The organism is Halorarum halophilum, from assembly GCF_013401515.1.
Lineage (GTDB): Archaea > Halobacteriota > Halobacteria > Halobacteriales > Haloferacaceae > Halorarum > Halorarum halophilum.
Genome location: NZ_CP058529.1, coordinates 1,435,552 through 1,460,084, shown reverse-complemented (window position 1 = coordinate 1,460,084; position 24,533 = coordinate 1,435,552). Strand labels below are relative to the sequence as shown.

Genomic DNA, 24,533 nt, shown 5'->3' with positions numbered 1-24,533 from the left:
ATGAATCAGAATAACTTGACGGCGTGGGTAGACCTCGTTAGTCCGTCTCACCCGTTTTTCTTCAATGCGTTATTGGAAGACCTTCCGAATCTCGACGTCAAAACGACTGTCCGAGAGAAGACAGAGACCGTTGATCTTGCAGAGACCGTCGGATTCGACTATGAAATCGTTGGTCGAGACTTCGACAATACGCTCCTCCGAAAGATTGGGATTCCACTTCGGACGGCACAGCTCGCACTAAAGGCACCGAGTGCGGATGTCTCGCTCTCGTCGCGAAACGCCATGTGTATCCTGGCCTCGAAAGTCCGTGGGATTCCATCGATTCATTTCACGGACAACGACATCACCGCGCACGTGGACGGGCTCCGGTTAGAAGAGTGGTACAACCGGTTCGAGGCGCAGGCAACACATAACGTGGTCCCGGCTGCGTTCGAGATAGAGGAGCTGACGAAGTGGGGTGCTGATCGTGAGCAGATCCACACGTACGACGGATACAAGGAAGACATCTATGTCGCGAACTTCGAGCCCGATGAGTCATTCACAGAGAAACTTCCTTTTAATGAGTACGTAGTCATTCGGCCGGAGGCTCTCGATGCCGCGTATGTCTCTGCAGAGCGATCGATTGTACCTGAATTGTTGGAAGAGTTCGTCAGTGAAGGAACAAACGTTGTGTACCTTCCAAGGGGTAGAGGTGACGAACAATATGCGGTTGACTATTCTGAGAATAAGGTCTTTGTCCCAGATCAGGCACTCAATGGATTACAATTAGCTTGGTTTTCCAATGGAGTTATGACTGGGTCGGGAACAATGGCGCGAGAAGCAGCGTGTATGGAAATACCTGCGGTTTCCTTCTTTCCGAGTTCGTTGTTATCCGTCGACCAAGCGATGGAACGTAATGAAATGATATTTCATTCCAGATCGGCAAACGATATTATTGACCATCTCCATTCTTTCAATTCGGCAGACATATCTCCAGACAGAACTAGGAGTAAGGAGGTAAGTAAGTCAATAACACGCCTGTTAGATAAATTAATCTAGAAGAACTTATAGAGAATACATGAATTACAAATCACCCAGGGATAATACACAAGATGACAATATGACAAAAATATCCATAATAATTCCCGTATACAATGATGCAGATGGACTTGATGACACCATTAGTTCAATCGTCAAACAGGAGTACTCTAATTACGAGATAATACCTGTTGATAACAACTCTACAGATGATACTTATACGGTGATAACGGCCTGGGCTGACCAATATCCTGAGACAATTCAGCCAGCTGTGGAGGAAGAGGTACAATCATCTTATGCTGCAAGGAATACAGGTGTCAAGAATGCAAATGGAGATGTCCTTGTATTCATTGACGCAGATATGACTGTACCTTCAAATTGGCTTCATACTATCGACGCATATTTTAATGATACTGATATCGATTATTTAGGATATTCTATTGAACTCTACACTCCTGAAGGAAAGGATGGTTATTGGGGTTGGTACGATCGGAAATTTGGGCTTCCTTCAGAATATTACTTCAACAATGAGAACTATTCACCAACAGCAGCATTAGCTGTCAGGAGTCGTGTTTTTGATATGGCGGGTCTGTTTAATGAAAAACTTGTTTCAGGGGGAGACAAGGAATTCGGTAAGAGAGTGCATTCTCACAAAGATTTACAAACTGAGTTTGCTACTGATATCGTAGTTTTTCACCCTGCTAGAGCAAGTTTCTCAGAACAGTTCAAAAAATCAGTACGTATTGGGAAAGGGAAGTCACAGGAGATCTCCGGCGGAGGAAGCTCTGGCGAACGGGATCTTTCAATTGCATTAGCAATTTCTGCGATCCTCCCACCAGATCCAAGAAGGGTCTATCTGGCTGCAAAAGACCAACTCAATCCAGTCTCTTTCATTGTATTATATATCGGTGTGACTATAAAAATGTATATTGAATTGTATGGGGCCGTCAAACATTTATGATTCAAACAACAAACCTCATAATTAGTAGTTTTGTTAAAAAAGCCTTCTACTCGATAGGGAAAAATCTCCAATTAATTTTGCCAGCTCTATTACTCATTGGGCTAGCAGGTTCTTACATTATTGGGGTACCCTCTATGGGAATGGTAGGTTTGGTTACGTTGGGCCCTCCATTTATAGGGGCTGCCATTGTCTTCTTGTCTTCCACTGAACAAGATCACCCACATTCAGCAAATATTGAAGTAAATGTCAACCCCAGGTTCCAAAGTATAGTATTCTTCTTTTTATTGGCTTTAGCTCTTTTCATATTACACACTAATCAATCCCGTCCGATAGAATACTTTATTGTCGCGTCCGCTATATATATATCAATACTTTTCCGAATATTGGCATCGAATAATAAACATATAGTTCTAATCCAAATAGCTTTAGTATTTATGCTATCTGTTTACTCTGTCACTCTTAAGTATCCATTTTATATTGGGAACTCTGACATTCTCGCTCATCTACGGTACGCCAACCATATTTACACCATTGGGACAATTGTTCCAGAAAATCTTGCAATCGCTTACAATTCATTTCCATTATTCCACATTTTGATAGCTCTCTCGAGCGAAATATTTGACGTCCCTGTTAAATATTCTTGGGCACTAATTGCGCCCCTTATGATCGTATCTACTATACCGATTGTGTATAAATTATCGACTCTCATATTTGGAAGGGCTGATATGGCTCTTTGTAGTGCACTAATATTTGCGACCCTTCCTGATGTAGTATTCTATGGTCAGTACATGATTACACGAGTCGCAGCAGCAATTGGATTCTTCTTTGCGCTCTATTTGATACTAAAACACAATTACGATGTTCGGTTTGCAATGTTGTCGATAGTATTTTTGATCTATCTTCTGTTTGTTCATCAAGTAACTCTTCCCCAATCGATTATTATTTTACTATTGTTATACTTTGCATTTTCAAATAGGGCATATACTAATAATCAAATCTTCAACATGATATTATTATCCACTGTCCTATGCATTGGGTACTGGGTGTTTGTCGCTACCTCCTTTACCGAAGTGATCATCGCAAGTAGGATCGAGGGCCTGCTTGAACCCAGGGCCGTGACCACCCCAAGTGGATCCGAGCAGAAGTTTAACTCAAGCAATTTTTATTTAAATACATACGTAACTACATTCTTTCTACTAGTTGGCATAAGGAAATTGCTAGTTTCGTATGATCGTGAACTCCCTTATGGCCTGGGGGTATTCTTGCTTATTACAACTCCTCTCTATATCCCCAACCCCATATCGTCTCTTTGGATCACGCAATACCTTTTCCGAATTGACAGATTTTATTTACTACTCTCGCCGTTTCTTGCTATTACGATTGGCTATTCATTATTTTACTTGTTGAAGAGCGATAAAGTGTATCGGTATTTGGCGGTAGGATCTGTGTGCATATTCATCATAACCTCTGTATGGGCTGGAACCGTGGCTCCAGTAGCCAGCGATGCAAATCAATTAACTTGGACCGGGCCACCGAAACACCTGGAGGAATCAGAAATTCAGGGTATTGAATTTGTTCATAAGAGCGTCCCGAATAAGGTCGAGCTCAATGCAGATCGTTCTTCCCAACGGTACATTAACGAGTACCTCCAATTAGATCGTGAACATAATAGCATAAAGAGTATAAGAGTGACAGGAAATAGTTCTGAGAATGAGGGGACAATTTTGAGAGCCCATAGATATGAGAATGGGGGGATTACCGTAGGCCCTTCAGAATACCGCTATAGAATTGATATCAATAATACCCCAGAGTTATTAGCCAAATTGGAAAAATCTAGATCGCGTGTTTATGATTCTGGGTCAGTACGGCTTTACCTTGCTCAATAACTTAGTTTATGATATTAATATATGTGGACTTCAGGGAGATCAACCAACTCCGAAATAAGGGATGATTGGTCGTTTTGATGCATACCTCCTATTTCAAATCGAAGCTTGTCATAGCTAAATCGACGTGTCAGCTCTTCATTTACCATGTCGCGTACGAGGTTCTCATCGCAACGATCAAAGTTGTACAACGTTTTTGCAATTGATATTCCAGGTAAGCCATCCCCATGCTGTGTATTTTCTTTATTTAATAAACCCTCGATATTATTTTCTAGATACTGAATCGCATTAGCACATTTATTACTCTCCCAAAATGACTGGCAGCTGTGTCTGCGATATAATTTAGAGAGTGGTGCTAAATTGACGGTATGATAGCCTCTCTCTATCTTATTCCGTTTCGTGGAATGCGTCCGGAAAGGGTATGCCATTTCATTAATGATTAAAGGATAGTACTTAGGATTTGAGAGGAACTGTGTAACTATCTCTTTCGGAGTGGGTCTGACAAAATGCTTAATAAGGCCTTCTTGGTTAAGTCGCATGTTTTGTCCTAGCCTGTCAATAAACCTATCAATTTTCTCCTCAACTTCTGCACTTTGATTAGACAAATTCGAACTCCGAGCTGCAAAAAGAATTTGATGATTTAATGTTCTATCAAATCCTATTCTTTGACCATCTGTCTCTATCCTTTCCCAAAGTCCAAGATCTTCGTGGAACGGATGGGTTGAGAACAGTTCTATCGCTAAGTCGATCGCACTAGGTATATCAAATACCCTGCCGGAATACGACAGCGCCAATATCGGCCAAGATTGGCCAACGAGTCCGTTACATTTGTCTTTACCAGGAGTTGTTCGACAATGAAACGTGTACCCCCCTGGTCGATCAATTTCCTGAAGAAAATAATCAATGGAACGCAATGCTACATCCCGATATTGTTCTTCACCTGTTAATTCATATACTTTTGAGAACGTAATTAGCCAACGGGCGGTGGTTTTCACTGGCGTTTCCAGCTCGTTATACGTATAATTCCGGCCCGGTGGAAAGGAGCCATCAGCATTTTGACTTTCAATTACATTACTGGCACAAATCTCCAATAATTCGAAAATCGATTTAGGGGTCTTGTTCCTACCACCTTGATCAACCATTGATACCTTAGTAGAGTCTCATCCACTTGAATCCTACCAGGAAGGTCTTCTTTACCCTGACTCGTAATTAACAACTTCTTGGGAAGAACCCAAATCTAAGCTCGAAAGCACTATCTAGCTTCAGGTAAAGTGTACACCAAATGAACATCGCATTAGTCGTGCTTGATACGCTGAGGAAGGATGCATTCGACGAGCACTTCGATTGGTTACCGGGACGTAGGTTTGATAATACATGGTCGCCTGCTCGTTGGACAGTCCCTGCACATGCATCCTTATTTACAGGGGAGTATCCCCGTGAGGTCGGAGCACTTGAAAGTAAAGTTCTTGGGTGTAATAAATCGACATTAGCAGAGGATCTTTCCCAAGCGGGATATATGGCAAGAGCCTTTAGTGCAAACCCGAATATCTCCTGGCCCTTTAAATTCGACAGGGGTTTTTCGTCATTCGAAGGTAGTTGGCGACTCCGTCCCTTCGAACCAAATCAAAATTTGTTCGATTGGAGTAGTTTCATTCGTGAAAATACGAATCGTGGGCTATCGAAATATCCTCTTGCTTTATGGAAGTGCTTTATAAGCGACTCAGCCACCTTAAGGTCACTACAAATTGGAGCAGCGAAAAAGCTCGAGGATCTAGGTTATCGTACGCATACAGATGACGGAGCTACTGAAACAGTTAACTACCTAAATAATCTTGATGTTGGGGAAAAGGAGTTTTTATTTATTAATCTTATGGAAGCTCATGAACCCTACCTTCCCCCCAAGGAATTTCGGACTACTTCCTACCAAACGGGGGATTATCTAAAGGCCACTATGGGTAAGCCCGATTTCAACGAGTCAAAAGTCAAGGATGCGTATAATGACAGTGCAAAGTACTTATCGCATATGTACCAATCAATTTTTGAGATTCTCAGGGGCTCATTTGATTTGATTATTACAGTTAGTGATCACGGGGAATCATTAGGCGAGTTTGGAGCTTGGGGGCACGTTCATGGTATCTATCCTGAAATCACGCATGTTCCATTAACGATCTCTGGCGATATTGTCGAAGATGGTGTTGATACCCGATTAACCACATTATTCGACGTTCACGCCACAATTCTTGATGCAGCTGACGTGCAAGGGGAATCGTCGGGCAATAGTTTGCTGGCCGGGATTCCAGATGACTTCAATAGCCGGGAAATATTTATTGAAGACTCCGGTATTAGCGAGGATCGTTTCAGTAATTCGAAATCTGGAGTGTCTAGGAAAACCGATTTAGGTAGATACCAGGGTAGTTTCTGTGGTGTTTCAACTAAAGATAGATATGTTTATGAAACTCCTTCTGGCATTAAATCCCACCCCAATAGAAGTTTCGAAAAGGCTGCTGCAAAGGGAATAATTCAAAACAGGGAAAGTCAAATTGAGGAGTGTAAGGATTATTCAACTAACTCTGAGGCACTCTCTGAAAGTGCAAGAAGTCAACTCGAAGACCTTGGATATTTGTGACGCTAATTCTAAGAGAAGTCAAGGTTTCATATGAATATCGGTAAACAATCTTTTATTGTATTCGTCTCGAAGTACGTAGGTTCCTTATTGGGGTTTGCCGCGACAATATACTTCGCGAATAAGTTAGGGCCAGAGGTAATGGGATATTATGCGGGGACTGTCGCCCTGCTTGCTTGGTTAAAACTGGGTGGAGATCTCGGATTATCGACGGCGATGGTAAAGCGAATTAGTGAAGGCGATAACAACGCAGAGTACACCTCTGCGGGAGCATTATTAATCGGAGCCTTTTTTGTCTGTATATCAATTTTAATATATTTAAATAGGTCACCAATAGACGAATACACTGGAGGTAACTATAATTTTGCAATTCCTCTATTAGGTCTGGCATTAAGTCAATCAATTATAAAAGCAATCTTAAACGGACACCACCGTGTCCACATTGCTGGTGTAATCTACGGAATTCGAATTGCTACAAGAAGCTTGGTGCAAATAATTCTTGTTTTCGCTGGTATGGGGTTAACTGGAATGGTTTTCGGGTATGGGTTTGGATTCTTAATGGCCATCCTTGTCGGCATTATTTTTGCCCCCCTAAGTATTTCTACTCCGAAAACCAAGCATATAACTAATATATTTTCTTATGCCAAATACTCGTGGTTAGGCGAATTCGAAAATAGAACATTCAAGGATGTTGATATAGTGGTGCTTGCTGCTTTAGTATCTCCTTCTCTTGTAGGGATCTACTCAATAACGTGGTCAATATCCCAATTTCTAAATATATTTAATACGGCGATTCGTCAAGTAATGTTTCCTGAGATAAGTAGGGCCCAAGCACATGGCGCCGGTGATGAGGTAGGGACTCTTGTAAATCGCGCCATCACCTTTTCTGGATTGTTTATGATCCCTGGCGTTTTTGGGAGCGTACTACTTGGAGAGGAAATACTATCAATCTATGGTCCAGAATTTGCAAAGGGTGATTTAATATTGACATTGTTGATTCTCGCAAGTCTTATCTATGGGTATCAACGGCAATTTCTTAATGCTCTCAATGGGATAGATCGACCAGACATTTCATTTAAGATAAATCTTATTTTCATAGTGTTGAATATATTTCTAAATGGGGCCCTCATCCTAGTGTTCGGTTGGACTGGCGCAGCTGTGGCAACTATTCTATCTGCCCTTATTGGTCTTTTCTACTCGTATACGAGAATTCGATCGCAAATTGATTTTTCCTTGCCTATTTGGGAGATTACCCTCCAATTATTCGCTTCTTCATTTATGGGAATCGCTTTAGCTATTTTCCGGAGAGCCGTTCAGCTATCTGGTGTTGGTGCGATATTTAGCTTGTTAATTTTGATATCGACAGGAGTCGTGTTGTATTTCACTACACTTTATCTGATATCGCCGTTATTCAATTCCACAGTACGCCATAATCTACCCAATTTAGATTCTATTATATAAATTTAAACCGAGAGTATGATTAGAATGACGGGTCAAGTTCGGTTTCGAACATACTACCGAACGTAAGAAAGTGAGCTTTCACCATCTCAGAAAAATCATAATTGTTGACGAGATGATGGGGATTATGTTACCAGTAAAACCCTCCTAAAGCGTGGCCGCATTTAATATCTGTACTTCGCTCGCAATCGACTGGGTATGATAGATTGCGGACAAACCTGGGGGTCCTTTAACCAACTCTGAGCAGAAGAACCCCTACGCTTCTGCCTTGGCCTCCTGATCATCAACCGCCAGTCGCTGCTCTGCCTCATCCCGGTCCTCGGGATAGCCGATGTCCATCCGCCAGCCATCCAAGGCCAACGCGTCGATTGTCCGTCCGCTCGCCAGCAAGAGCCCCACTGCATCGGAGATCTCATACTCTCCCCGGTTTGACGGCTGGACCAAATGACATGCGTGGAATATCGCGGGTGTAAAGGTGTAGAACCCGGTCATCACCAGGTTCGACGGTGGATCCTCAGGTTTCTCAACTACATCCACGATTTCGCCGTACTTGTTCGTATCACACACTCCATAGCGGCTTGCCTCTTCCCAGGGAACTTCCTCAACGAGGAATGCCGCGTCCGCCCGATCTTCCTGCTGTCGCTGTACAACGTCGCCGAGATTCGCCTCAAACACGTTGTCGCCGAGGATGAGCATGAAGTCGTCGTCGATGTGGTCTTCGACAGTCAACAGCGCATGAGCGAGCCCTTTCTGCTCGCGCTGATGGGCGTACGTGATTGGAATGCCATCGTACGAATCACCATAGTGCTCGATGATCGTCTCCTTAAGATACCCGACGACAACGATCAACTCAGTTGCACCGAGTTCAACCATGTTGTCGAAACAGTGCGTGAGGATAGGCTTTCCATCCACCTCGACCATGCCTTTCGGCTTGTCCTCGGTGAGCGGGCGGAGACGTGTTCCCTCTCCGGCCGCGAGAACGACTGCTTGCATACCGCGGTCCTGTTGCTACTGCTACAAATAAGTTCCTTGTTTATTCATCCTACGCTGAATGCCAAACGCTCATGATAGTCGGCCGACCCGTACACACCAATGAAGATTAACGTCGTCGGCTCCGGCTACGTGGGGACGACCCTCGCCGCGTCGCTCGCGGAGCTCGGCCACGAGGTAACTGCGATTGATATCGACGAGGATGTCGTCGACGCGCTGAACGCCGGAACCTCACCGGTCCACGAACCGGGTCTCGACGACCTCGTCGCCGCCAATGCTGGGACCACCCTCACTGCAACTACCTCATACGACTCCGTCTCTGATGCGACCGTCACGTTCCTCGCCATTCAGACTCCCTCGCGGGAGGACGGCAGCATCGACACGGCCCCCCTTGAAGCCGCCGCCGAAATGATGGGCGAGGCACTCGCCGATACGAACGACCGCCACCTCGTGGTCGTGAAGAGCACTGTCGTCCCTCCGGCACTCCCGGACATCGCTAAGGCCATTGAGACTGGACTCGGCGAACCACTCGCCACAGACACCGACGGGCGAGTGGCCTTCGGTATGAACCCGGAGTTCCTCCGCGAGGGAACTGCGGTCACGGACTTCATGCACCCCGACAAGCTCGTCTTTGGGGCCGATACGGAGTGGGCGATTAACCAGCTCCAAGAGGTCTTCCACCCCCTTCTCAACCAACACGAGCCCGCAGTCATCACCACGGACCCGGCCACGGCGTCAATGATCAAGTACGCCAACAACGCCTTCCTCGCTGCAAAGATCAGCCTCATCAACGACCTCGGAAACATCTGCAAGGAATTCGGCCTCGACGCTTACGAGATCGCAGACGCCATCGGGCTGGACGATCGGATCGGCGAACAGTTCCTTCGCTCCGGCCTCGGCTGGGGCGGTAGCTGCTTCCCGAAGGACACGAACGCGCTCATCGCCGCCGCGAAAGCCGCGGGGTACACGCCGGCTGTGCTCAAGGCGGCCGTCGAGGTGAACAACCACCAACCAGAGCGGCTGCTTGCCCTCCTCGAACGGCACGTTGAGGTGGAGGGAAGCCGAATCGCCATCCTCGGCCTCGCGTTCAAACCCGGCACCGACGACATCCGGAACTCGCGCGCGATTCCCGTGATAGAGGGACTTCATGAGCGTAATGCGAACGTGGTCGCCTTTGACCCAGTCGCGACCGACAATATGCGGAAACAGTTCCCTGGTCTTGAGTACGCTGACTCGGCAGCGGCGGCCATCGAACGAGCCGATGCCGCCCTGATCGTCACCGACTGGAACGAGTTCGAGTCGCTGGGTGAGGAATTCAGGCAGATGGACTCACCCATCGTAATCGATGGCAGGAACGGCATCACTCCAACGTCGGGAATGACGTACGAGGGACTCACATGGTGAAGCAAGAGGTGGCTCGATACGCTACATAGTGACCGTTGTAGACCTTGTCAGGGGGAACTGTCTCGATCACGAGTCACGCGATTCCGACAATGGTGGAAGGCTGAGTCAGGTCCCGAAACGTCTACTTTGGGATACTGAAGCTATCAGTTGAGTTGGTTAGCTGAGTTCAGAACCTAACGCCCAACAGCTTCCTTTGACGGTCTATGATGTTTTACGACGTGGGTCTTCGATTAGCTCGTACAAGCCCTCGTATACCTTTCGCGCGTTGCCGTGTTCCACGAGCCGTCCGAGCCGATCCCTGACATATTGGAGGCTGTACCCTGTCTTGTCAGCTGCATATGGGGCTGTCACACGACCCTCCCGCAACATATCAAGTAGCGCCTCATCAGCCGGTCCAAGATCTTCCTCGTCAAGCATTGATGGCTGCCCGCCGATACTCATGCACCTGCCTTAAGCCACCATAGCGTATAGTTTGGGCCATAGAATCTAACCCTCAAATACTAAGGGTTAAGTTGTGCGCCGTTGTAGTAGTAAGTGAAAGAGCTCGGGAGTCGGCCCAAGAAGGCCGCGGGGCGGTGCAACGCCCCTCGACCGGGCTGGAGTTAACCAGCATGTCAGCCAAGACGCTAACCCGGAATAAGCAACCGGGTCACGACATCAGCGGAACAGCATCGAAGCAAAGCAAACACAACCCGTTCGCGGCCGAGATCGCCGTGGTAGCGCCATACGCGTCGAGACGTGACCGCCCATGACCGACTGCGGGTTTACCATCGAGTATACGGACCCGCTGGGCGAGCGCCGGCGCGTGCGCTACGAACCACGCACACCCAAGGACAGCTACCTCCGCTACGTCGAGGCGCACACGGGTCGCGTCTGGCGGACCGAAGGCTGTGAACCGGTGCGCGACCTCGTGATCGAGGATGACTGTACGGGAGGCCGCTGACCACACGGCCGCGACGGGCCGCTAGGTGCTCACCAGCACGAAACACGGTGGCGACGCCTCTCAAAGCGACGACTGCGGGGTGTTTATTCCCCACCGTCGACGTGCCTCGCGACGAACCCACTGGTCGACCGTCAGTCGGACGGCTCCTGGACGAGCTTCACCCGGGGACGTTCCAGGACACCGTGTCGACGCTCGCCGTCCAGCGATCGACCTGCATCGCACAGAACCGATCCGCCGCCTCCCCGAGCGTGATCTCGGCTTCGTCGGCCCGCCACTCGACGCGTTCATCGGCCAGCCGGTCGCCGTCACCTGCATCGCCCTTCGACTCACCAGCGGCATCCTCGGTGGTGAGTTCGTCCGCCAGGTCGAAGAGGCCCGTGACACGCTCGAGGAGTGCCTGGCCGTCCGGATGAAGCGCGAACCACGTCTCGATGTCGACGCCGAGGACCTCCTCGGCGAACTGCCGATACCCGTGGTAGTACACGTAGAGCAGGTGGAACCGGCGGCGAAGGTGAGCAAACTGGGCCATTGCCGGCTCGAGATCGGCGTCCGCGGGCTCGGGGCGGCTGTCGCCGCTCGCCAGTGACGCCGGGACCGTGGCCGCCTCGACTCGGTCGAACGCCTCCATCGCGGTGTGGAGGTCGTAGACGGCGTCGCCGCAAATCAGCCGGGCGTGGGTGACCCGGGTCGTGAACGCGAGGTCGGTCGCCTCGTACTCCCGCACCGGACACGTGTCGACGAGCGGGGCGAGCCACTCCTCCTCGCCGGCCGCGCGTGCGGCAAGCCACCACGCCGTTCGGGCCTCGGGGGACAGCTCCCCGAGCACCGCCTCGTTGAGGGTCTCCAGCTTGCGTTCGACCGTGCGTTTGCTCATTCAGGAGCCCTCCTGCCACTCGATGACGTCCGCCAACAGGTCGAGTTCCGCGTCCATCTCGTCAACGTCGGCATCCCGGGCGAGCAGGCGATACTGGCTCGTCACGTGTGCGAGCGTCCGGATGCGCTCGAGTTGCAACCGTTCTGCGTCGGCATCGAGGGTCGTATCGGCCTCCGCCTGGATTCGCGTATGGAGCGAGCGAATAGTCTCGACGAGGAGCGTCTCGATCTCCTCGCGTTCGGTACTGGGTGTCGGCTGCTCTGACGTCGGGGGTGCCATTGTCGGATGCACTGTCAGGACCGGCGGCGGGGACTGGGCGCACGCGCCCTCACCCCGGCTGCAGGCCGCTGACGGGCAGTGAACCGTTTGGTATCGACGCTGATAAGCCCGTGCAAACCGGGGTGGAACTGAAGCTGGCGGGGAGCCACTCAGGCACGGACCAACGTGCGGGTCGACACCCCCACGCCACACTTGGCGGACGGACGTGCGAGTCAGCCTCGCGTCAGGTGTGCAGGCGCAGAGCCGGTTCAGTCGGGGAGACGATCCGGCTTGACGAGGTCTCCAACGCAGTCCTCCTAGTCCACCAGGACGTCGTCGAACTCCGCCGACTGCTCGGCGTAGGGGTCGATGGCCTCGCGCACCCACTGGGGCTCGAACGTGGTTTCGATCTGCTTGACGCGGCCGTCGCGGCCCCGCGACTCGATCCACGTCTCGACGAGCCCCATGGTCTCGAGGTCGGTGACGATGTCCCGGACGGCCCGCGCCCCGAGGTGGAACTCGGCAGGAACCCGCGCTCGGGTGAGGCGATCTGTGATCTCGCCTGTCGTCACGGGCTGTTTGATCGTCCCGGACTCACCGTCACTCCACCCCGTGATGCCGACAAGCACGCGGAAGTGGTTCAGCGGGAGTTGGAGTAACTTCTCGATCACCGCCTCACGCTCGGTCGCCGCCAGGTTCTCATCGAGACAGGCACGCGTCACCGCATCCAGCCCCCGGTCGACCGCCGTCTCGCCGGCCTGCCGGAAGAGCGTGACCGCCTTGCGGGCGTCGCCCCACTGCCGGGCGGCCGCGCTGACGCCGTGGGCGAACACGGCGTCCGGAAGCGCCCCGTCCCGGAACGCCCGGTCGACGCGGGGTGCGAGCACGGCCCGCAAGCCGGCGCGATCGTACGGCGGGAAGAACACCGACTCGTTACTGAGCACGCTGTTGACGCGGCTGTCCACCCGGAGGTCGACCTCCAGCAGTTCGTTACTGATCACCCAGACGGAGAGGTTGATGTCGCGCTGCAACCGGCCCTCCCCGCGCAGGAGTCGGTAAAAGAAGTCGCTGGGGTCGTAGTTCGAATCCTGGAGGATGCGGTCGATTTCGTCGAGGAGCAGCACCGTCCACGCGGGGTACCCCTCGAGCGCGTCCCACAGCGCGTCGAAGACGCCGTCGAGGCCCTCGTAGGCACCCAGCTTCTCGCCCGTGAGCGCGAACAGGATTTCGTTGGCGGCACTGAACAGCGTGGTACACTCCTTCAGATTGACGTACTCGACGGCGAACTCGTCGATGCGAGCAGCGAACTCGCGACAGACGCGTCTGGTGGTGAGCGTTTTGCCCGTCCCCGGCGGGCCATAGATTGAGACCGTCGACGGGAGATACCCCTCGTGGACGCCGTTCAGGAGCCCGGCGAGCTGGCGTTCCTGCGTGTCACGCGCGACGATGTCGGCGGGGGCGGCCAGCGGATCGAGCGCGGCCTTGTCCGCAAAGACGCTGTCGCCGGGCGCCGTCTCGTCGAAGAGGTCGTCGTACTTGCTCATGGCCGAACTCCAGCGGAACTACGTATGTCTCTGTCTTCGACGGCCATAATCTGCTCGCCGATGCGCACTGCTACACCCGCTCTCGTGGCCGCTGGCGTGCACGTTGGAGACGGTCAGGGACTCCACCGGCTCGAGCGAGCGGACTGCCTGGCCCGCCCCAGTGGATCGGACTCGAAGTGCCGGGGGCCTCGCGCCGTTACACTGGCCACACCGTCAGGGCCGACCTGTCGGGCTCCCCGACGTTCCTCGGTCCCCGATTGGGGAGTGACTCCAGATGGAAGACGGCGGCACGACCAGTAGCAGTGGCCCCCATTGATAGTCGACCCCCACCGGTGTGCGTCACCGGTGGATCGACCGGGTCAGCGTGAATACGAACAGCGCCACCGAGAACGCCCCGAGGAAGCCCTCAACTTCAGCGATGAACCGAATCAGTGGTTCGTCAATCGTCTCAGTGCTGCCGAGGACGAGTGTGATGAACGACTCGAGGCTCAACACTGCATAACCAAGCGGAGATCCGTACGGTGGATCGGTAGGCAGTAACAGCGCATAGAGGCCAGTAAAGAGCGTAACGATGAAGACGGCCAGAGCAATGACGCGGCCGGGGCGTTCACCGTAGCCAGTCGTCACATCGAGGAGCCAGTTCGATCCCCAGGCGGTGGTGCTGGTGACCCAGTCGCGGAGGGTCGGTGCGTTCTGCTGGCGCTCCTTGTGGCGTGCCCGTCGCTCGCGGAGTTCCCGCTGGAAGAACTTCGAAGCGACCTCCTGGGCGCCTTCGTTCTCGGCCGCGATTTTCGCCTTCCGGTAGGTTGCCTCTCTGTCGATCGCCTCCAGGTCGACGTCGGAGTCGAGCGTGGCGATGATCTCGGCGACAAGATCGCGCTCGGCGTCGCGAACGTCCTCTCCCTCGGCCACGGCAGCCGCCACTGCGACGAGTTCGTCACGGATTGTGGTGGCGGAGACGAACTCGGGACGATCGTCATACCCAGCGAGCGACGAGACGGTGGACACCGCCATGGTCTGCTCGCGGTCGAGCGACACATCGCTGGTTCCGAGCAGGGCCGCCATGGCATCCCGGTCGGGATCGCACACTAGGGCGGCCACGTCCGCCTCGAACGCGTTCGTAGCAATGGTGTGAGCCAGCTCGGTGAACGAGTCGGGGCAACCCTCGTCCGTCGCGATGGCAGCCGCGGTCGGCGGGTGAATCGAGAGTGCAGCCACCATTGCGCCGGCCCTCTGCGTGGCAGCGAGGTAGGGACCCTGCTGAATGAATGAGGCTGCCTGGTCGTCGGCATACGCGAGTAGGTCCCACCCTTCTGCCACGAGGGCAGGCTTCAATGATTCAAAGTCGTACGCGCTGAATTCCGTCTTCAGGAACCGAAAGTGGCGTAACGGTGACGCCGGCGTGACACAGTCAATCTCGATCCCGGAGATGTGTGCCTCACTGAAATCGTAGACGAGGTCAGGGGTATCCACGCCCGAAAGGGTGAATTGGCCAATCTCACTGTTCGTGAACTCGACGACCGAAATCGCCGGATGAAGCAATGTCGGATCAGCGTACACGGTCTCGATTCTCGCCCCCGAAAACCGAACTCGGTCCCCCAATCGGTAGTCCCCAAGAAGGAGCATGTCATCGACGGCGAGGCCGTTCGCGCGGAGGTCCTCGCTGAGTTCGCCACCAGTCAGCGAGAGTCCCGCATCGATTCGCGCATCAGCAAGCGAGAGGCTGCCGGTGATCTTCCCCCCCACGAGGTTGAGTTCGTGAGCAAGCTCCGCGTCGGCGAATGAACAATCCCCCTCGATCTCCGTCTCGGCGAGTTTGGCACGCTCCGCAATGCGACACGTACTGACGTTCAGGCCACCGGACGCCGTCTCGCTGAGTGCCACACGGCAGTCATGCAGGAGAAAATTTCCCGTGAGTTCGGCACCGCTGATCGTCACTGAACCACCAACCTCCGAACCGACTCCGAGAATCGAGTTCGTCGAGAGCCCGCCGAACGACCACTCGCCGCCACAGTCGACATCAAGTAGCTCCACATCCCCCTCTATCGTCGCGCCTACGAGGTTGAGATTCCCCGCAATTTCTGCACCGGCGAGGGTACAGCCGTGTCTGAGCGTGCTCTCACGGAAACTCAGGTCACCTGCAACGGTTGCGTCTCGGAGGTCGATTCGGTTTGCACCCCGATCAGGGTTCTTCAGCCCAGTCACCGCAAGTTCCGTGAACATTGGGACGGTGAGTGACTCAAAGTTCGCCCCGATGAACTGGAGCCGCTCGTCCGGGGAGAGGCCGGTGCCTGGATCCGTGATTGCCCCGATGAACGCCTCGACGACCCGTTCGTCATCTTTCTCGTCGACGGGCTGGTGAAAGATGCACACTGTGTCTGACTCAGTCGCTTCATGCGGACACTGCCAGTCGATCGAGTCGCGTACCTGTGACCCATCGAACTGATGTGTGTACGCACACCGAGTAGGGTTAGCCGCGTCGTCTACGGACGTCGGAATGTTCACCACCCCTGTGCTACGAACACTGTACTCATACGGTGACGAACTGGAGCGGGTATATCTACTTTTTGAGATTCTGTTGCCCCCGCCTGATCGGACTGGTCTCGCCTTAGTTGTGGTTAAGTGGTTTATCCGAGAAGTGGTCTCACAGATCCTCGGCAGCCACGTTGGTGGTCACTCGGTGATGTCATTCTGGTTTGGGGGGAGGGTGACGATAGCGGAGGTGGTTTTGGTTTGTATCCTGTATCTCAGCGTGAAACTAGCTCAAGACTACTTTGGGAGACGATCACCGATTTGGGAACACACCACTTTTCCGGAGTGTCTGACGCCACCCTCAGAGTCGTGCACACCGGGTCATCACGAGGGTCAAGTCCACACCACCCCATCATCGCAAGCCTGAGCGGTTCACTGCGCCTGCAGAACAGCTGGACGCCGCACATCATGGAGAGTACCCCGAAACCTGGCGGGTAGACGAACAGGGCAATCAACCCACAGTCCACCCCCCACACATCTCGCCTCGGTCTGGGGTACAATTCGACCGCAAGGGTGCCGGCCCAGGATGGGGAAAGAGGCCAACACCTGCAGGCGCGACAGTCGATCGGCCCGCGACTGCAACTCAAATGTATCTTATATAACGAAAACGGTCCTCCTGGGGTACCCCCACACGTCCGGTCCCGGTTCGGTGTACTCTGAGGGGGACGCAATCATTTCTTCCTCATTCCTCGGCACCCTCTGTAGCTGGACCCATTAGCCGAACAACATCTGGAGGTAACCATCGCACCGGTAGACCCTGTTCTAGATGTCTTCGCCAGAGTAGCAGTTTTCCTGGAAGGCCCCCCAGCAAGCAATGCCCAATCGGCGGTCCTCATCCTCGACGACGAATGGCGAATGAGAAATTACGTCCGAAGCGCGTCTCCTCTCCCAAATCCAAGTTCCCGGGCTGCTTTCGCTGAGATCACCACATTGGCCTTTGCTTCGACGGAGCCATCAGTGACCGATCGGATGAGCGCGGCCAGGTCTGCACGATAGGCGGGACGTCGATTCCGGCACTGGAGGGTGATCGTATCCTTCGAGTCGTAGTAGATCCCCCGCTCGAGGATGAACAACTCGACTGCCGGGAGGCGAGTCGTGATCGGCGCGTCGAGCAACCACTCCGGAAGACCGGTGACGGACTCCGCGTTCTTGTCTCCCTGAGGGGCGCCATACGCGACAAGTACCCGACCGAAGACGCTAGGACTGTCTTCGGGGAGGAACTCCGTTGGCTTCTCACTATCTTCGTGCCGTGACGTGTAGCCACCTGCCAACTCATCCAGCGCATCGGTGATGAGTTCGTGCGCTCGGTCAGTCTCCGGTGTCCATGCGGGAACCCAATTCACGGCAATGCCCCCACATGCGTATAGGCCCGCGACAAGCACTGCAAGCGCAGATTGCTCTTGGCCCCCTCGGTGGATATTGAGCCACGAACGCTCACGCGCGTACTCAAGACCGCGGACGAGATCAGGTTTCGACGTCTCGTTAATCCATCCGCGGATTCGCCCGGGATCCATGTTGAGATTGGCACCAGCCCGATTTCGGCCGTGGTCCGGATGGCGCACCGCATACGCACGAGCCCGTTCGAAGTCCTCTACGACGTCCACCGGGTTCGCGGCATTGGGCGGGCTATAGGTATTTACGAACGCTTGTTGGATGGCTGAGAGAGTCACTCTGGCTACCTCGTTCCAGTATAGCTTCGCTGTTCCCGGTTGATGCCAGAAAAACGTTGTTAGAAAGTCGAACCGATTAGTTCGGGGTCTTGCCTTCTGCGAGGGCCTGTGAGGTACCACCGTCCGGCGACGTCCAGATGACGCGGACCTCGGTACCAGCAGCAACCGGACCATCACGACCATCGTTTCCGTCAAGGAGCGCCGAGTCACCGGAGCTCACAGGAAGATCGAACGAGTCGCTGTTCCCATTTGCGTCTGTGAGGTTCAGCGTTCCCGTGTTATCCTCGTTCAGGGTCGCCCCTCCTTCGTGGATCGCTTCCACGTTGTACTGGCTGTTCCCGGCCGACGAGTAATCGAAGTCGAAGTTCGCATTCGGTGAGGTCTGCTGCAGGTTGTTTCCGAGACCCAGCACGAACGTTCCAATGACGGCCGCGAGGATCACAGTAATTGCAACCATGAGGATGACCCCGATGACGGGGCTCACAGCCCGATCGTCAGTGTAGAGGTCTTGGAAATTCATCGTGGATTAGGGAACCTGGCCTTCAGCGAGCGTCTGGGAGTTGCCACCGTTCGTCGACGTCCAAATCACGCGAACGTCAGAACCAGATGCTACTTCGTGTAAGGTCTCCGAATCACCAGAGCTCACACCATTGTCGAAGTCTGTGAACGCTATTCCATTTGGGGTAGCACCGTCATGCATCTCAGAGGCATTCAGCGTAAGGCTGTTAGCGTTATCACCGTTGATCGTCACCCCACCGTGGTGGGTCGCGGTGACGTTGTATCCATTGCCATCAGTACGTTCTTCGTAATCGAACTGGAAGTTCGCGTTCGGCGAGGTCTCCTGCAGGTTGTTCCCGAGACCCAGCACGAACGTCCCGATGACGGCCGCGAGGATCACTGTAATTGCAACCATGAGGATGACCCCGATCACGGGGCTGACCGCACGTTCGTCTGCGAGTAAGTTTTTGAATTCCATTTGTGTATTCCTTCGACCCGGAGCCTCGTGCTTGGGGATCTCCCCTGCGAGGCGTTGAGTCTGAGTTAATGAACTGGGAAGTAGGAAATAAACCCAGTGTCCAAATTATCAAATTCGAAACCCGGTTGTTTGAGGAAACGTCAGAAGCAAATCGGCGCCATCAAGCAAATTGTGTCTCTATTGGTCACTCCCGTTACCCCAGCTTCATCAGGAGCGCATGCCGGTCGTGTCAGCCAGTTCCAAGTGAAATGCAGCGCACGTTTGTCTGACGCCCGCAAGACATCATCATGGCCACCCCTCCAGGTCTTCGGCTCCACACTGCTCATCCAGGTCCTCCAGCGTTCGCTGGAACGAAACGGCTCTCGAACAGTTTTCTCGGCACAAAGTGCCCAATAGTCGCCCTGATGCTGGACGGGATTCCGTACTCTGAGCCTCTGGAGAACCGTGCTCATCAAGCGCATCTGTACGGCTATCCCCGCCGCGATCGTGGAGGGCGTGATCGCCGTGTCAGTATTCTCGGCGCGGAACCGAACGACCGTCTCAGCGTTCGTCTCCTCGGCCAGTTCCTCGTCGCTGGCCGCGGTGAACGCCTCCCTGTCGATCGGCAAAATTGTCAGTCCTGTCTCCGATATTATCACCGCTCCTCCGTCACCGATACACCTCGTCGAGCGCCACCCCCGGTGGGGTCGACTTCCGTCAACGAACTCGCTGTCGGTCATCCAGCGCGTCGGTCGGAAGTCAGGAGCAATCCACCACGACGTACCTACCTCCGCTCACCGGGAGCTGATGAAGGGGGCCGACAGCGGGACAGAAAGCCTATATCGCGACCGTCGCAACCCGAGGTCGGGAGCCGCCAGATAGTCCGTGGTGGCGTGTTCCTTGTCAACTTGTAGGGGTGCCCCGCTCCGCTGCTTGCGGGGCACCGCCTTCCATCCGACTCCACCCATCGGGAGCCTGCCTTGGTGAACCCGCGAGCACGTTCTCCACCGACGGGGAGGAGCCTGATCCCGTCCCGAGTAGCGACAGCAACCAGCAGGATTTGGTCGGGCGGTTCCATGTTCCGGCGTGTGGCCCCGTCTTTCGTCAGTGCCCTACGTGCTTGGATGGAGTTCGAATTCGGGATTTCCACATCGGCATGAGCCAGCTGTCCCCATCGGTTGCAACTGGTCGTCCCGTGTCCATCGAACTGGGTAGATCCGTCCACACGCGAGACACCGTCCAACAGCGTGGGGAGCCTGACTTGATTCCAGTCGTTCATCGACCATAGGACACAGAAACGGAGTCTCAGGCCTTAGCAGTTGCTGAAGCATGATTATAATTGTCTTATTTTGCTGTATCGAGATTCAGGAAGCGACCGACGCCCGCATCCCACGTCGGTGCCTGAACCGAGCACCAACCCGCGTACGCGGATTCTGCCCTCGCCCCGAATCTACGACCACCGAGCGCCATCCCACCAGATGCGACGGGATTACCTGCAAGGCGCGCTCGCAACCAGCCGTGCAGTCGTTTGCCGACCTCGCCGGATGGCCCCGCTACACACTCATCATCGCCCTCCTCCTCGCCGTCGGCGTGTCGTTCGTCGCGTTCGGAACTGTCGACCCCAACCCGGCACAGAACGCCTACCCGGGGACCGACGAAGTCGTCTCCTACCCCGACGAGTACGTCGGCGAACGGGTGTCGCTCAGCGGGACCGTCGTTGCGACCGACCCGCTCGTCATTACCGCAGACTCCGGGGTCGAGCGCGCGAGATTCACGGTCACCACCAGCGACCACGTGACTGTCGCCGAAGGCGACCAACTCATCGTATTTGGAACGCTCACCGCGACGAATGAAGTCCAGGCCGAGCGAACCGTCGTCCGCGAACCATGGGAACTCACCTACATGTACGTCGTCTCGTTCCTCGGCGGCCTTCTCGTGCTCGCGAGACTGCTCCGGCACTGGCGTCCCGATCTCGACCACTACGCTCTCGTCCCCTGGACGGAGTCGACAGCCATGGATGGGGAGCGATAAATGCCGGATATTCTCACCCACGTCCTCGTCGGCTACTGCCTCGCGACGCTGCTCTCGCTCCGTGACGACCGCATCACTCCACCATACGTGACGGTCGCCATGCTCGGCACACTCCTCCCGGACCTCACCAAGATCGAGCTCCTCGTCCCGTCGATGGTCGTCGAACAGGCCATCGGCCTCCCCTTTTCCTGGTTCGCCATCCACACTCCGTTCGGGTCGCTCCTCGCCGCATCGGTTGGTGCACTCCTTGTCGCCCCGCACCACCGACGCCAGGTCCTCGCGCTCCTGCTCCTCGGCGCTTTCTCCCACCACGCCCTCGATGCGATGCTCCTGAACGTTACGGGCTCCTCTTACCCCCTGCTCTGGCCGCTCTCGACCTACCACATCCCGTCTCCAGGGCTGTACCTCAGCAGCGACCGTTGGCCAGCCCTCCTCACAGGCTCACTTGCAGCAGTCATGTGGACAGTCAAGCGCGCACAGAACGAGTGACGGAGCCGTCGATTGGGTCTCGAGTGTCCATCCCAATACCAGTACGGCCGGTCGGTGGCGAGCACTGACTGGGTTATCCCTCCTCCGGATCCGTGTTCATCGAAGGCGGGTGCGACCCCAGGACGTTGACCACCGAATCATCGACGGACACGAGCGGGCGACCGGTCACGTCAACACGTGTGTTACGGATGACTGCCTCAGCCCCGTGTTCAAATCGAAGCCCGTCCCGGTTTGCCCCGTCCTGCTCGATCGTACACCCGTCGACCGTACAGGCCGTCCGTTCGTTGATTTCAATGGCCGCGTCGTCCGCCGCCGTCCCCGTGATCGTGACGTCCTCGAAACTGATCGCTCGGTCTGCGCGAACGGGATCGACGGCGTGTTTGACCTTGATTGCGTTGATGCCGTCCGCATCGATCCTGATCTCGGTGTTCCGAACGGTCGCCGACGCAAGCGATTTGCCGAGGGCGATTCCCCCATCGCTTCCGGTGACCTGCTCCATCTCGACGGTACAGTTGTCGACGAGCACGTCTTGCCCGTGCGTGAGCCGAATCCCGCGCATGTTGGTGTACGAGGCGGGGGCACTGTCACACCGGACGTGGACGTTGCGGACGACGCTGTCGGCGCCGACACGGACGTTCGAGATGTTCGAGTTCGCGTAGTAGCCGCCGATGACCTCGACGGATCCGTGGTCGGGATCAGCGTACAGGCCGTTATCGTGGTAGCCCTCGATCCGGCAGTCCTGAAACCGAATGTTCCCCCGGTGCGTACTGCCGACGAAACAGCCGGTGACTCCCGGGACAGTGGCCCCGTCCGGGAGCCGCAGCCGGTCGACGACGCCAGTTCCCTCCGGGTGCGTTACGTCGACGCGAAGCCCTTCCCCGCCCGCGTCCTGTGCCCCGACCACGTCGAGATCGCGAACGAGCAGGTCGTCCGCAACCAGCGCGTTCAGTGGACGCGATCCCGTCTGTGGTGCCCGGAAGTCGAACGTGAGCCCCTCGACCAGCAGACCCGAGGCTCGGTCGGGTCGGCCGAGATCGAAGAAGTAGTCACTGAACCCGGCCGCAGGCACGATGACGGCCTCAGGGCCGACGATCCCGAGGTTTTCGAATTCCAGACACTGGACTCTCGCGTCCAGCTGATACCGGCCGGCAGGGAGATACACGAGTGTGTCGTCGGCCATCGTCTCCTCCAGAAGGCTGACGACCGACGTCTCCCCTGACGTCTCGGCCCCCGCTGCAGCCAGATCGACGACCGTGTCGAACTGGTCGGCGTACGGCGGTTGGTCGGTGGGTAGCATTGGCGTCTCCGTCGGCGTCTGATTCGACGGGGAGGAGTGTGGCTCTTCCGGAGCCGAGGACCGGTCACTGTCCCCGAACAGCCCCACACAGCCGGCAAGTGCCGTCGCGACGCTGGTTGCGCCAAGCGTTTGCAGCACCTGCCGTCTGCGGGGCTCGGGGCTCGTCATGCACGAGAATATGTAGTGATGGGAGTACTTCAGTACAGGCTACATACCAGGGACAAGCGCCGGTTCCGATGGGCTTGACAACTGGGATGCGGGGCGGTTTCTCGAGCGGGTGTCCACCATGTCCGCACCGAAACCGGGCACTGACTGGCGTCTTCCAGCGAATCGCCGTCGTCCGGCCCGGAGTGTCGTCTCGCCCTGGCGAACGGGAACGAGCGCTCCGGTGAACCATTCTACACTTCCAAACTGACTGCCAGTAAGAAACCGAGCTCATCGACGTGGCGACAGTCACGTCAGCTGCTCGTGTCACCCTGCATCACCCGCACCCGACCACTCCTGGCGCCACACGTCCCGCATCGGAAGAACAGCCGGACCTCGGCGGTCGGCTGCGGGAGCAATTGACTGATCGCAACGTCGGCAGCGCCACAGTTGGGACATGCGAGCCAGTCGGCAGGAGGGAGTTCATTCATTTGAACAGGTTAACATGTTCATCCATAGTGAAGTTTTCTCCGCACCCTTCGCTCGTGAGTCCCCGAGTCCTCGAAATGTGGAATGAGGAAGTGACCGACTTCGAAATCCGACACACCTGCGTTAGTGCTCCTCACGTCACAGTCATCCGTCCGGACGTGCCGCTGCCGTCATGACATGCTGGTACGTCTCCGGGCTCCCACCCCGCTATTCGGATGTCGGTCGGCCTTCAGACGGTGCGGTGTCGCCGTGAGACTGAGCGAGCGAGGACGCCCTGCTACGAGCGATTAGGCATCGTCAAAATCTTGGGTGAGGTGGAGGACCTTCTCGACGTACGGTGGGGGATTTCCATAGCGGATGATTCCACTGTCGTGGTCGTACTCGATGAGGCCGAGGTCATCCAATTTTGGGAGCCGCACATGATACAGCTCCACCGCGATCCTCGTGCGGACAGCATCGGGGGATCCCGCCGCTGTGTCGCCCGTCTCGATGGCCGCAATTACGTCAACGAGCTCGTCGAACTCGGTCGATTCATGCTCCAGCAGATGGTACAAGATGTACCGGTCGTACTCCCGGACCAGTCCCTCTAACGGACGGTCGGATACCGACTTCCCGCCGTCTGCAATGAGCGACCCCTGGTTGGTGTGGAGGTGCGGCCACTCCCTTCCCCGATCGTCCACGCTCGTGACTGTGGATACACTGCATTTCTCGCTCGGGTGGCGGTTGTCTCTCATCCTCTCTCGGGTACGAACGCGAGCGGCAAAGTCACGAGTCCTAAAGAACGCAATACTCCCACTTCGCTGATGTACCAACAAATTTCGTCAGGCAATCAATGGACGTGGCTGGTGAACCGGGGTGGCCGAACCGTACTGAATTCTGATGCGTTTCGGTGATCACGTGTGGGCATCTCGTTCGCTGGCGAGTCGCCGTGACGCGACGACCGATGACCTACAGAGATTGGGTCGACTACA

General features: G+C 54.9%; 22 protein-coding genes. 9 read left to right on the top strand and 13 right to left on the bottom strand.

Annotated elements, in window-relative coordinates:
* From HUG10_RS07500 to HUG10_RS07490, 3 genes are read left to right on the top strand one after another with little or no spacing between them, the layout of a single operon-like run.
* The gene (locus HUG10_RS07500; RefSeq protein ID WP_179168976.1) at positions 1 to 1,038 is read left to right on the top strand and encodes a DUF354 domain-containing protein; all 1,038 of its coding nucleotides are present in this window, start codon (positions 1 to 3) and stop codon (positions 1,036 to 1,038) included.
* A 19-nt stretch (positions 1,039 to 1,057) separates the two neighbouring features.
* Positions 1,058 to 1,978, top strand: coding sequence for a glycosyltransferase (locus HUG10_RS07495; RefSeq protein ID WP_179168975.1), 921 nt, complete (start codon positions 1,058 to 1,060; stop codon positions 1,976 to 1,978).
* Entirely contained in the window at positions 1,975 to 3,864 is a 1,890-nt protein-coding gene (locus HUG10_RS07490) for a hypothetical protein (protein WP_179168974.1), read from the top strand. The genes HUG10_RS07495 and HUG10_RS07490 overlap by 4 nt, the downstream gene beginning before the upstream one ends.
* A 14-nt stretch (positions 3,865 to 3,878) precedes the next feature.
* On the opposite strand, the gene HUG10_RS07485 is transcribed toward HUG10_RS07490, so the two are convergent.
* Entirely contained in the window at positions 3,879 to 5,003 is a 1,125-nt protein-coding gene (locus tag HUG10_RS07485) for an AGE family epimerase/isomerase (protein WP_179168973.1), read from the bottom strand.
* 140 nt (positions 5,004 to 5,143) lie between these two features.
* Between HUG10_RS07485 and HUG10_RS07480 the strand changes: the two genes are divergently transcribed.
* Positions 5,144 to 6,487: a sulfatase-like hydrolase/transferase gene (locus HUG10_RS07480; RefSeq protein WP_179168972.1), complete on the top strand. Its 1,344-nt coding sequence runs from the start codon at positions 5,144 to 5,146 to the stop codon at positions 6,485 to 6,487.
* Positions 6,488 to 6,517: 30 nt separating this feature from the next.
* On the top strand, positions 6,518 to 7,945 hold the full coding sequence (locus tag HUG10_RS07475; RefSeq protein WP_246310235.1) for a lipopolysaccharide biosynthesis protein: 1,428 nt from the start codon (positions 6,518 to 6,520) through the stop codon (positions 7,943 to 7,945).
* A gap of 252 nt (positions 7,946 to 8,197) precedes the next feature.
* On the opposite strand, the gene aglF is transcribed toward HUG10_RS07475, so the two are convergent.
* Positions 8,198 to 8,935, bottom strand: coding sequence for a UTP--glucose-1-phosphate uridylyltransferase AglF (gene aglF, locus HUG10_RS07470; protein ID WP_179168970.1), 738 nt, complete (start codon positions 8,933 to 8,935; stop codon positions 8,198 to 8,200).
* A 99-nt stretch (positions 8,936 to 9,034) separates the two neighbouring features.
* Between aglF and aglM the strand changes: the two genes are divergently transcribed.
* Complete coding sequence (aglM, locus tag HUG10_RS07465; RefSeq protein WP_179168969.1) at positions 9,035 to 10,336, top strand: UDP-glucose 6-dehydrogenase AglM; 1,302 nt, start codon at positions 9,035 to 9,037, stop codon at positions 10,334 to 10,336.
* Between the two features lie 201 nt (positions 10,337 to 10,537).
* On the opposite strand, the gene HUG10_RS07460 is transcribed toward aglM, so the two are convergent.
* Positions 10,538 to 10,777, bottom strand: coding sequence for a MarR family transcriptional regulator (locus tag HUG10_RS07460; protein WP_246310234.1), 240 nt, complete (start codon positions 10,775 to 10,777; stop codon positions 10,538 to 10,540).
* 307 nt (positions 10,778 to 11,084) lie between these two features.
* On the opposite strand from HUG10_RS07460, the gene HUG10_RS07455 reads away from it, so the two are divergent.
* Complete coding sequence (locus HUG10_RS07455; protein WP_179168968.1) at positions 11,085 to 11,279, top strand: hypothetical protein; 195 nt, start codon at positions 11,085 to 11,087, stop codon at positions 11,277 to 11,279.
* A gap of 157 nt (positions 11,280 to 11,436) precedes the next feature.
* Here the strand turns inward: HUG10_RS07455 and HUG10_RS07450 are convergent, their stop codons facing one another.
* The 8 genes from HUG10_RS07450 to HUG10_RS21650 all read right to left on the bottom strand — a co-directional run bounded on the left by HUG10_RS07450 (position 11,437) and on the right by HUG10_RS21650 (position 19,852).
* Positions 11,437 to 12,153 carry a hypothetical protein gene (locus tag HUG10_RS07450; RefSeq protein ID WP_179168967.1) on the bottom strand — a complete coding sequence of 239 codons (717 nt, stop codon included), beginning with the start codon at positions 12,151 to 12,153 and terminating at the stop codon, positions 11,437 to 11,439.
* Positions 12,154 to 12,432 (bottom strand): hypothetical protein, encoded by a 279-nt coding sequence (locus tag HUG10_RS07445; protein ID WP_179168966.1) that lies wholly within the window; start codon positions 12,430 to 12,432, stop codon positions 12,154 to 12,156.
* 296 nt (positions 12,433 to 12,728) lie between these two features.
* Positions 12,729 to 13,955, bottom strand: a complete 1,227-nt coding sequence (locus HUG10_RS07440) for a Cdc6/Cdc18 family protein (protein ID WP_179168965.1) — start codon at positions 13,953 to 13,955, stop codon at positions 12,729 to 12,731.
* Positions 13,956 to 14,294: 339 nt separating this feature from the next.
* Entirely contained in the window at positions 14,295 to 16,460 is a 2,166-nt protein-coding gene (locus tag HUG10_RS07435; RefSeq protein ID WP_179168964.1) for a hypothetical protein, read from the bottom strand.
* Between the two features lie 890 nt (positions 16,461 to 17,350).
* A complete protein-coding gene (locus HUG10_RS07430) occupies positions 17,351 to 18,091 on the bottom strand; it encodes a hypothetical protein (RefSeq protein ID WP_179168963.1) in 741 nt (246 codons plus the stop codon).
* A gap of 142 nt (positions 18,092 to 18,233) precedes the next feature.
* Entirely contained in the window at positions 18,234 to 18,677 is a 444-nt protein-coding gene (locus HUG10_RS07425; protein WP_179168962.1) for a type IV pilin, read from the bottom strand.
* A gap of 6 nt (positions 18,678 to 18,683) precedes the next feature.
* Positions 18,684 to 19,133 (bottom strand): type IV pilin, encoded by a 450-nt coding sequence (locus tag HUG10_RS07420; RefSeq protein ID WP_179168961.1) that lies wholly within the window; start codon positions 19,131 to 19,133, stop codon positions 18,684 to 18,686.
* Between the two features lie 140 nt (positions 19,134 to 19,273).
* Positions 19,274 to 19,852, bottom strand: coding sequence for a hypothetical protein (locus tag HUG10_RS21650; RefSeq protein WP_218780658.1), 579 nt, complete (start codon positions 19,850 to 19,852; stop codon positions 19,274 to 19,276).
* A gap of 778 nt (positions 19,853 to 20,630) precedes the next feature.
* Here HUG10_RS21650 and HUG10_RS07410 point away from each other — a divergent pair.
* Both HUG10_RS07410 and HUG10_RS07405 read left to right on the top strand, forming a co-directional pair.
* Entirely contained in the window at positions 20,631 to 21,143 is a 513-nt protein-coding gene (locus tag HUG10_RS07410; RefSeq protein ID WP_179168960.1) for a hypothetical protein, read from the top strand.
* On the top strand, positions 21,144 to 21,632 hold the full coding sequence (locus HUG10_RS07405) for a metal-dependent hydrolase (RefSeq protein WP_179168959.1): 489 nt from the start codon (positions 21,144 to 21,146) through the stop codon (positions 21,630 to 21,632). It begins immediately after the preceding gene.
* Positions 21,633 to 21,705: 73 nt separating this feature from the next.
* Here HUG10_RS07405 and HUG10_RS07400 read toward each other — a convergent pair whose 3' ends face one another.
* Entirely contained in the window at positions 21,706 to 22,929 is a 1,224-nt protein-coding gene (locus HUG10_RS07400) for a right-handed parallel beta-helix repeat-containing protein (protein ID WP_179168958.1), read from the bottom strand.
* A 920-nt stretch (positions 22,930 to 23,849) separates the two neighbouring features.
* The gene (locus HUG10_RS07395) at positions 23,850 to 24,296 is read right to left on the bottom strand and encodes a DUF7344 domain-containing protein (protein WP_179168957.1); all 447 of its coding nucleotides are present in this window, start codon (positions 24,294 to 24,296) and stop codon (positions 23,850 to 23,852) included.
* Between the last annotated feature and the right edge of the window lie 237 nt (positions 24,297 to 24,533).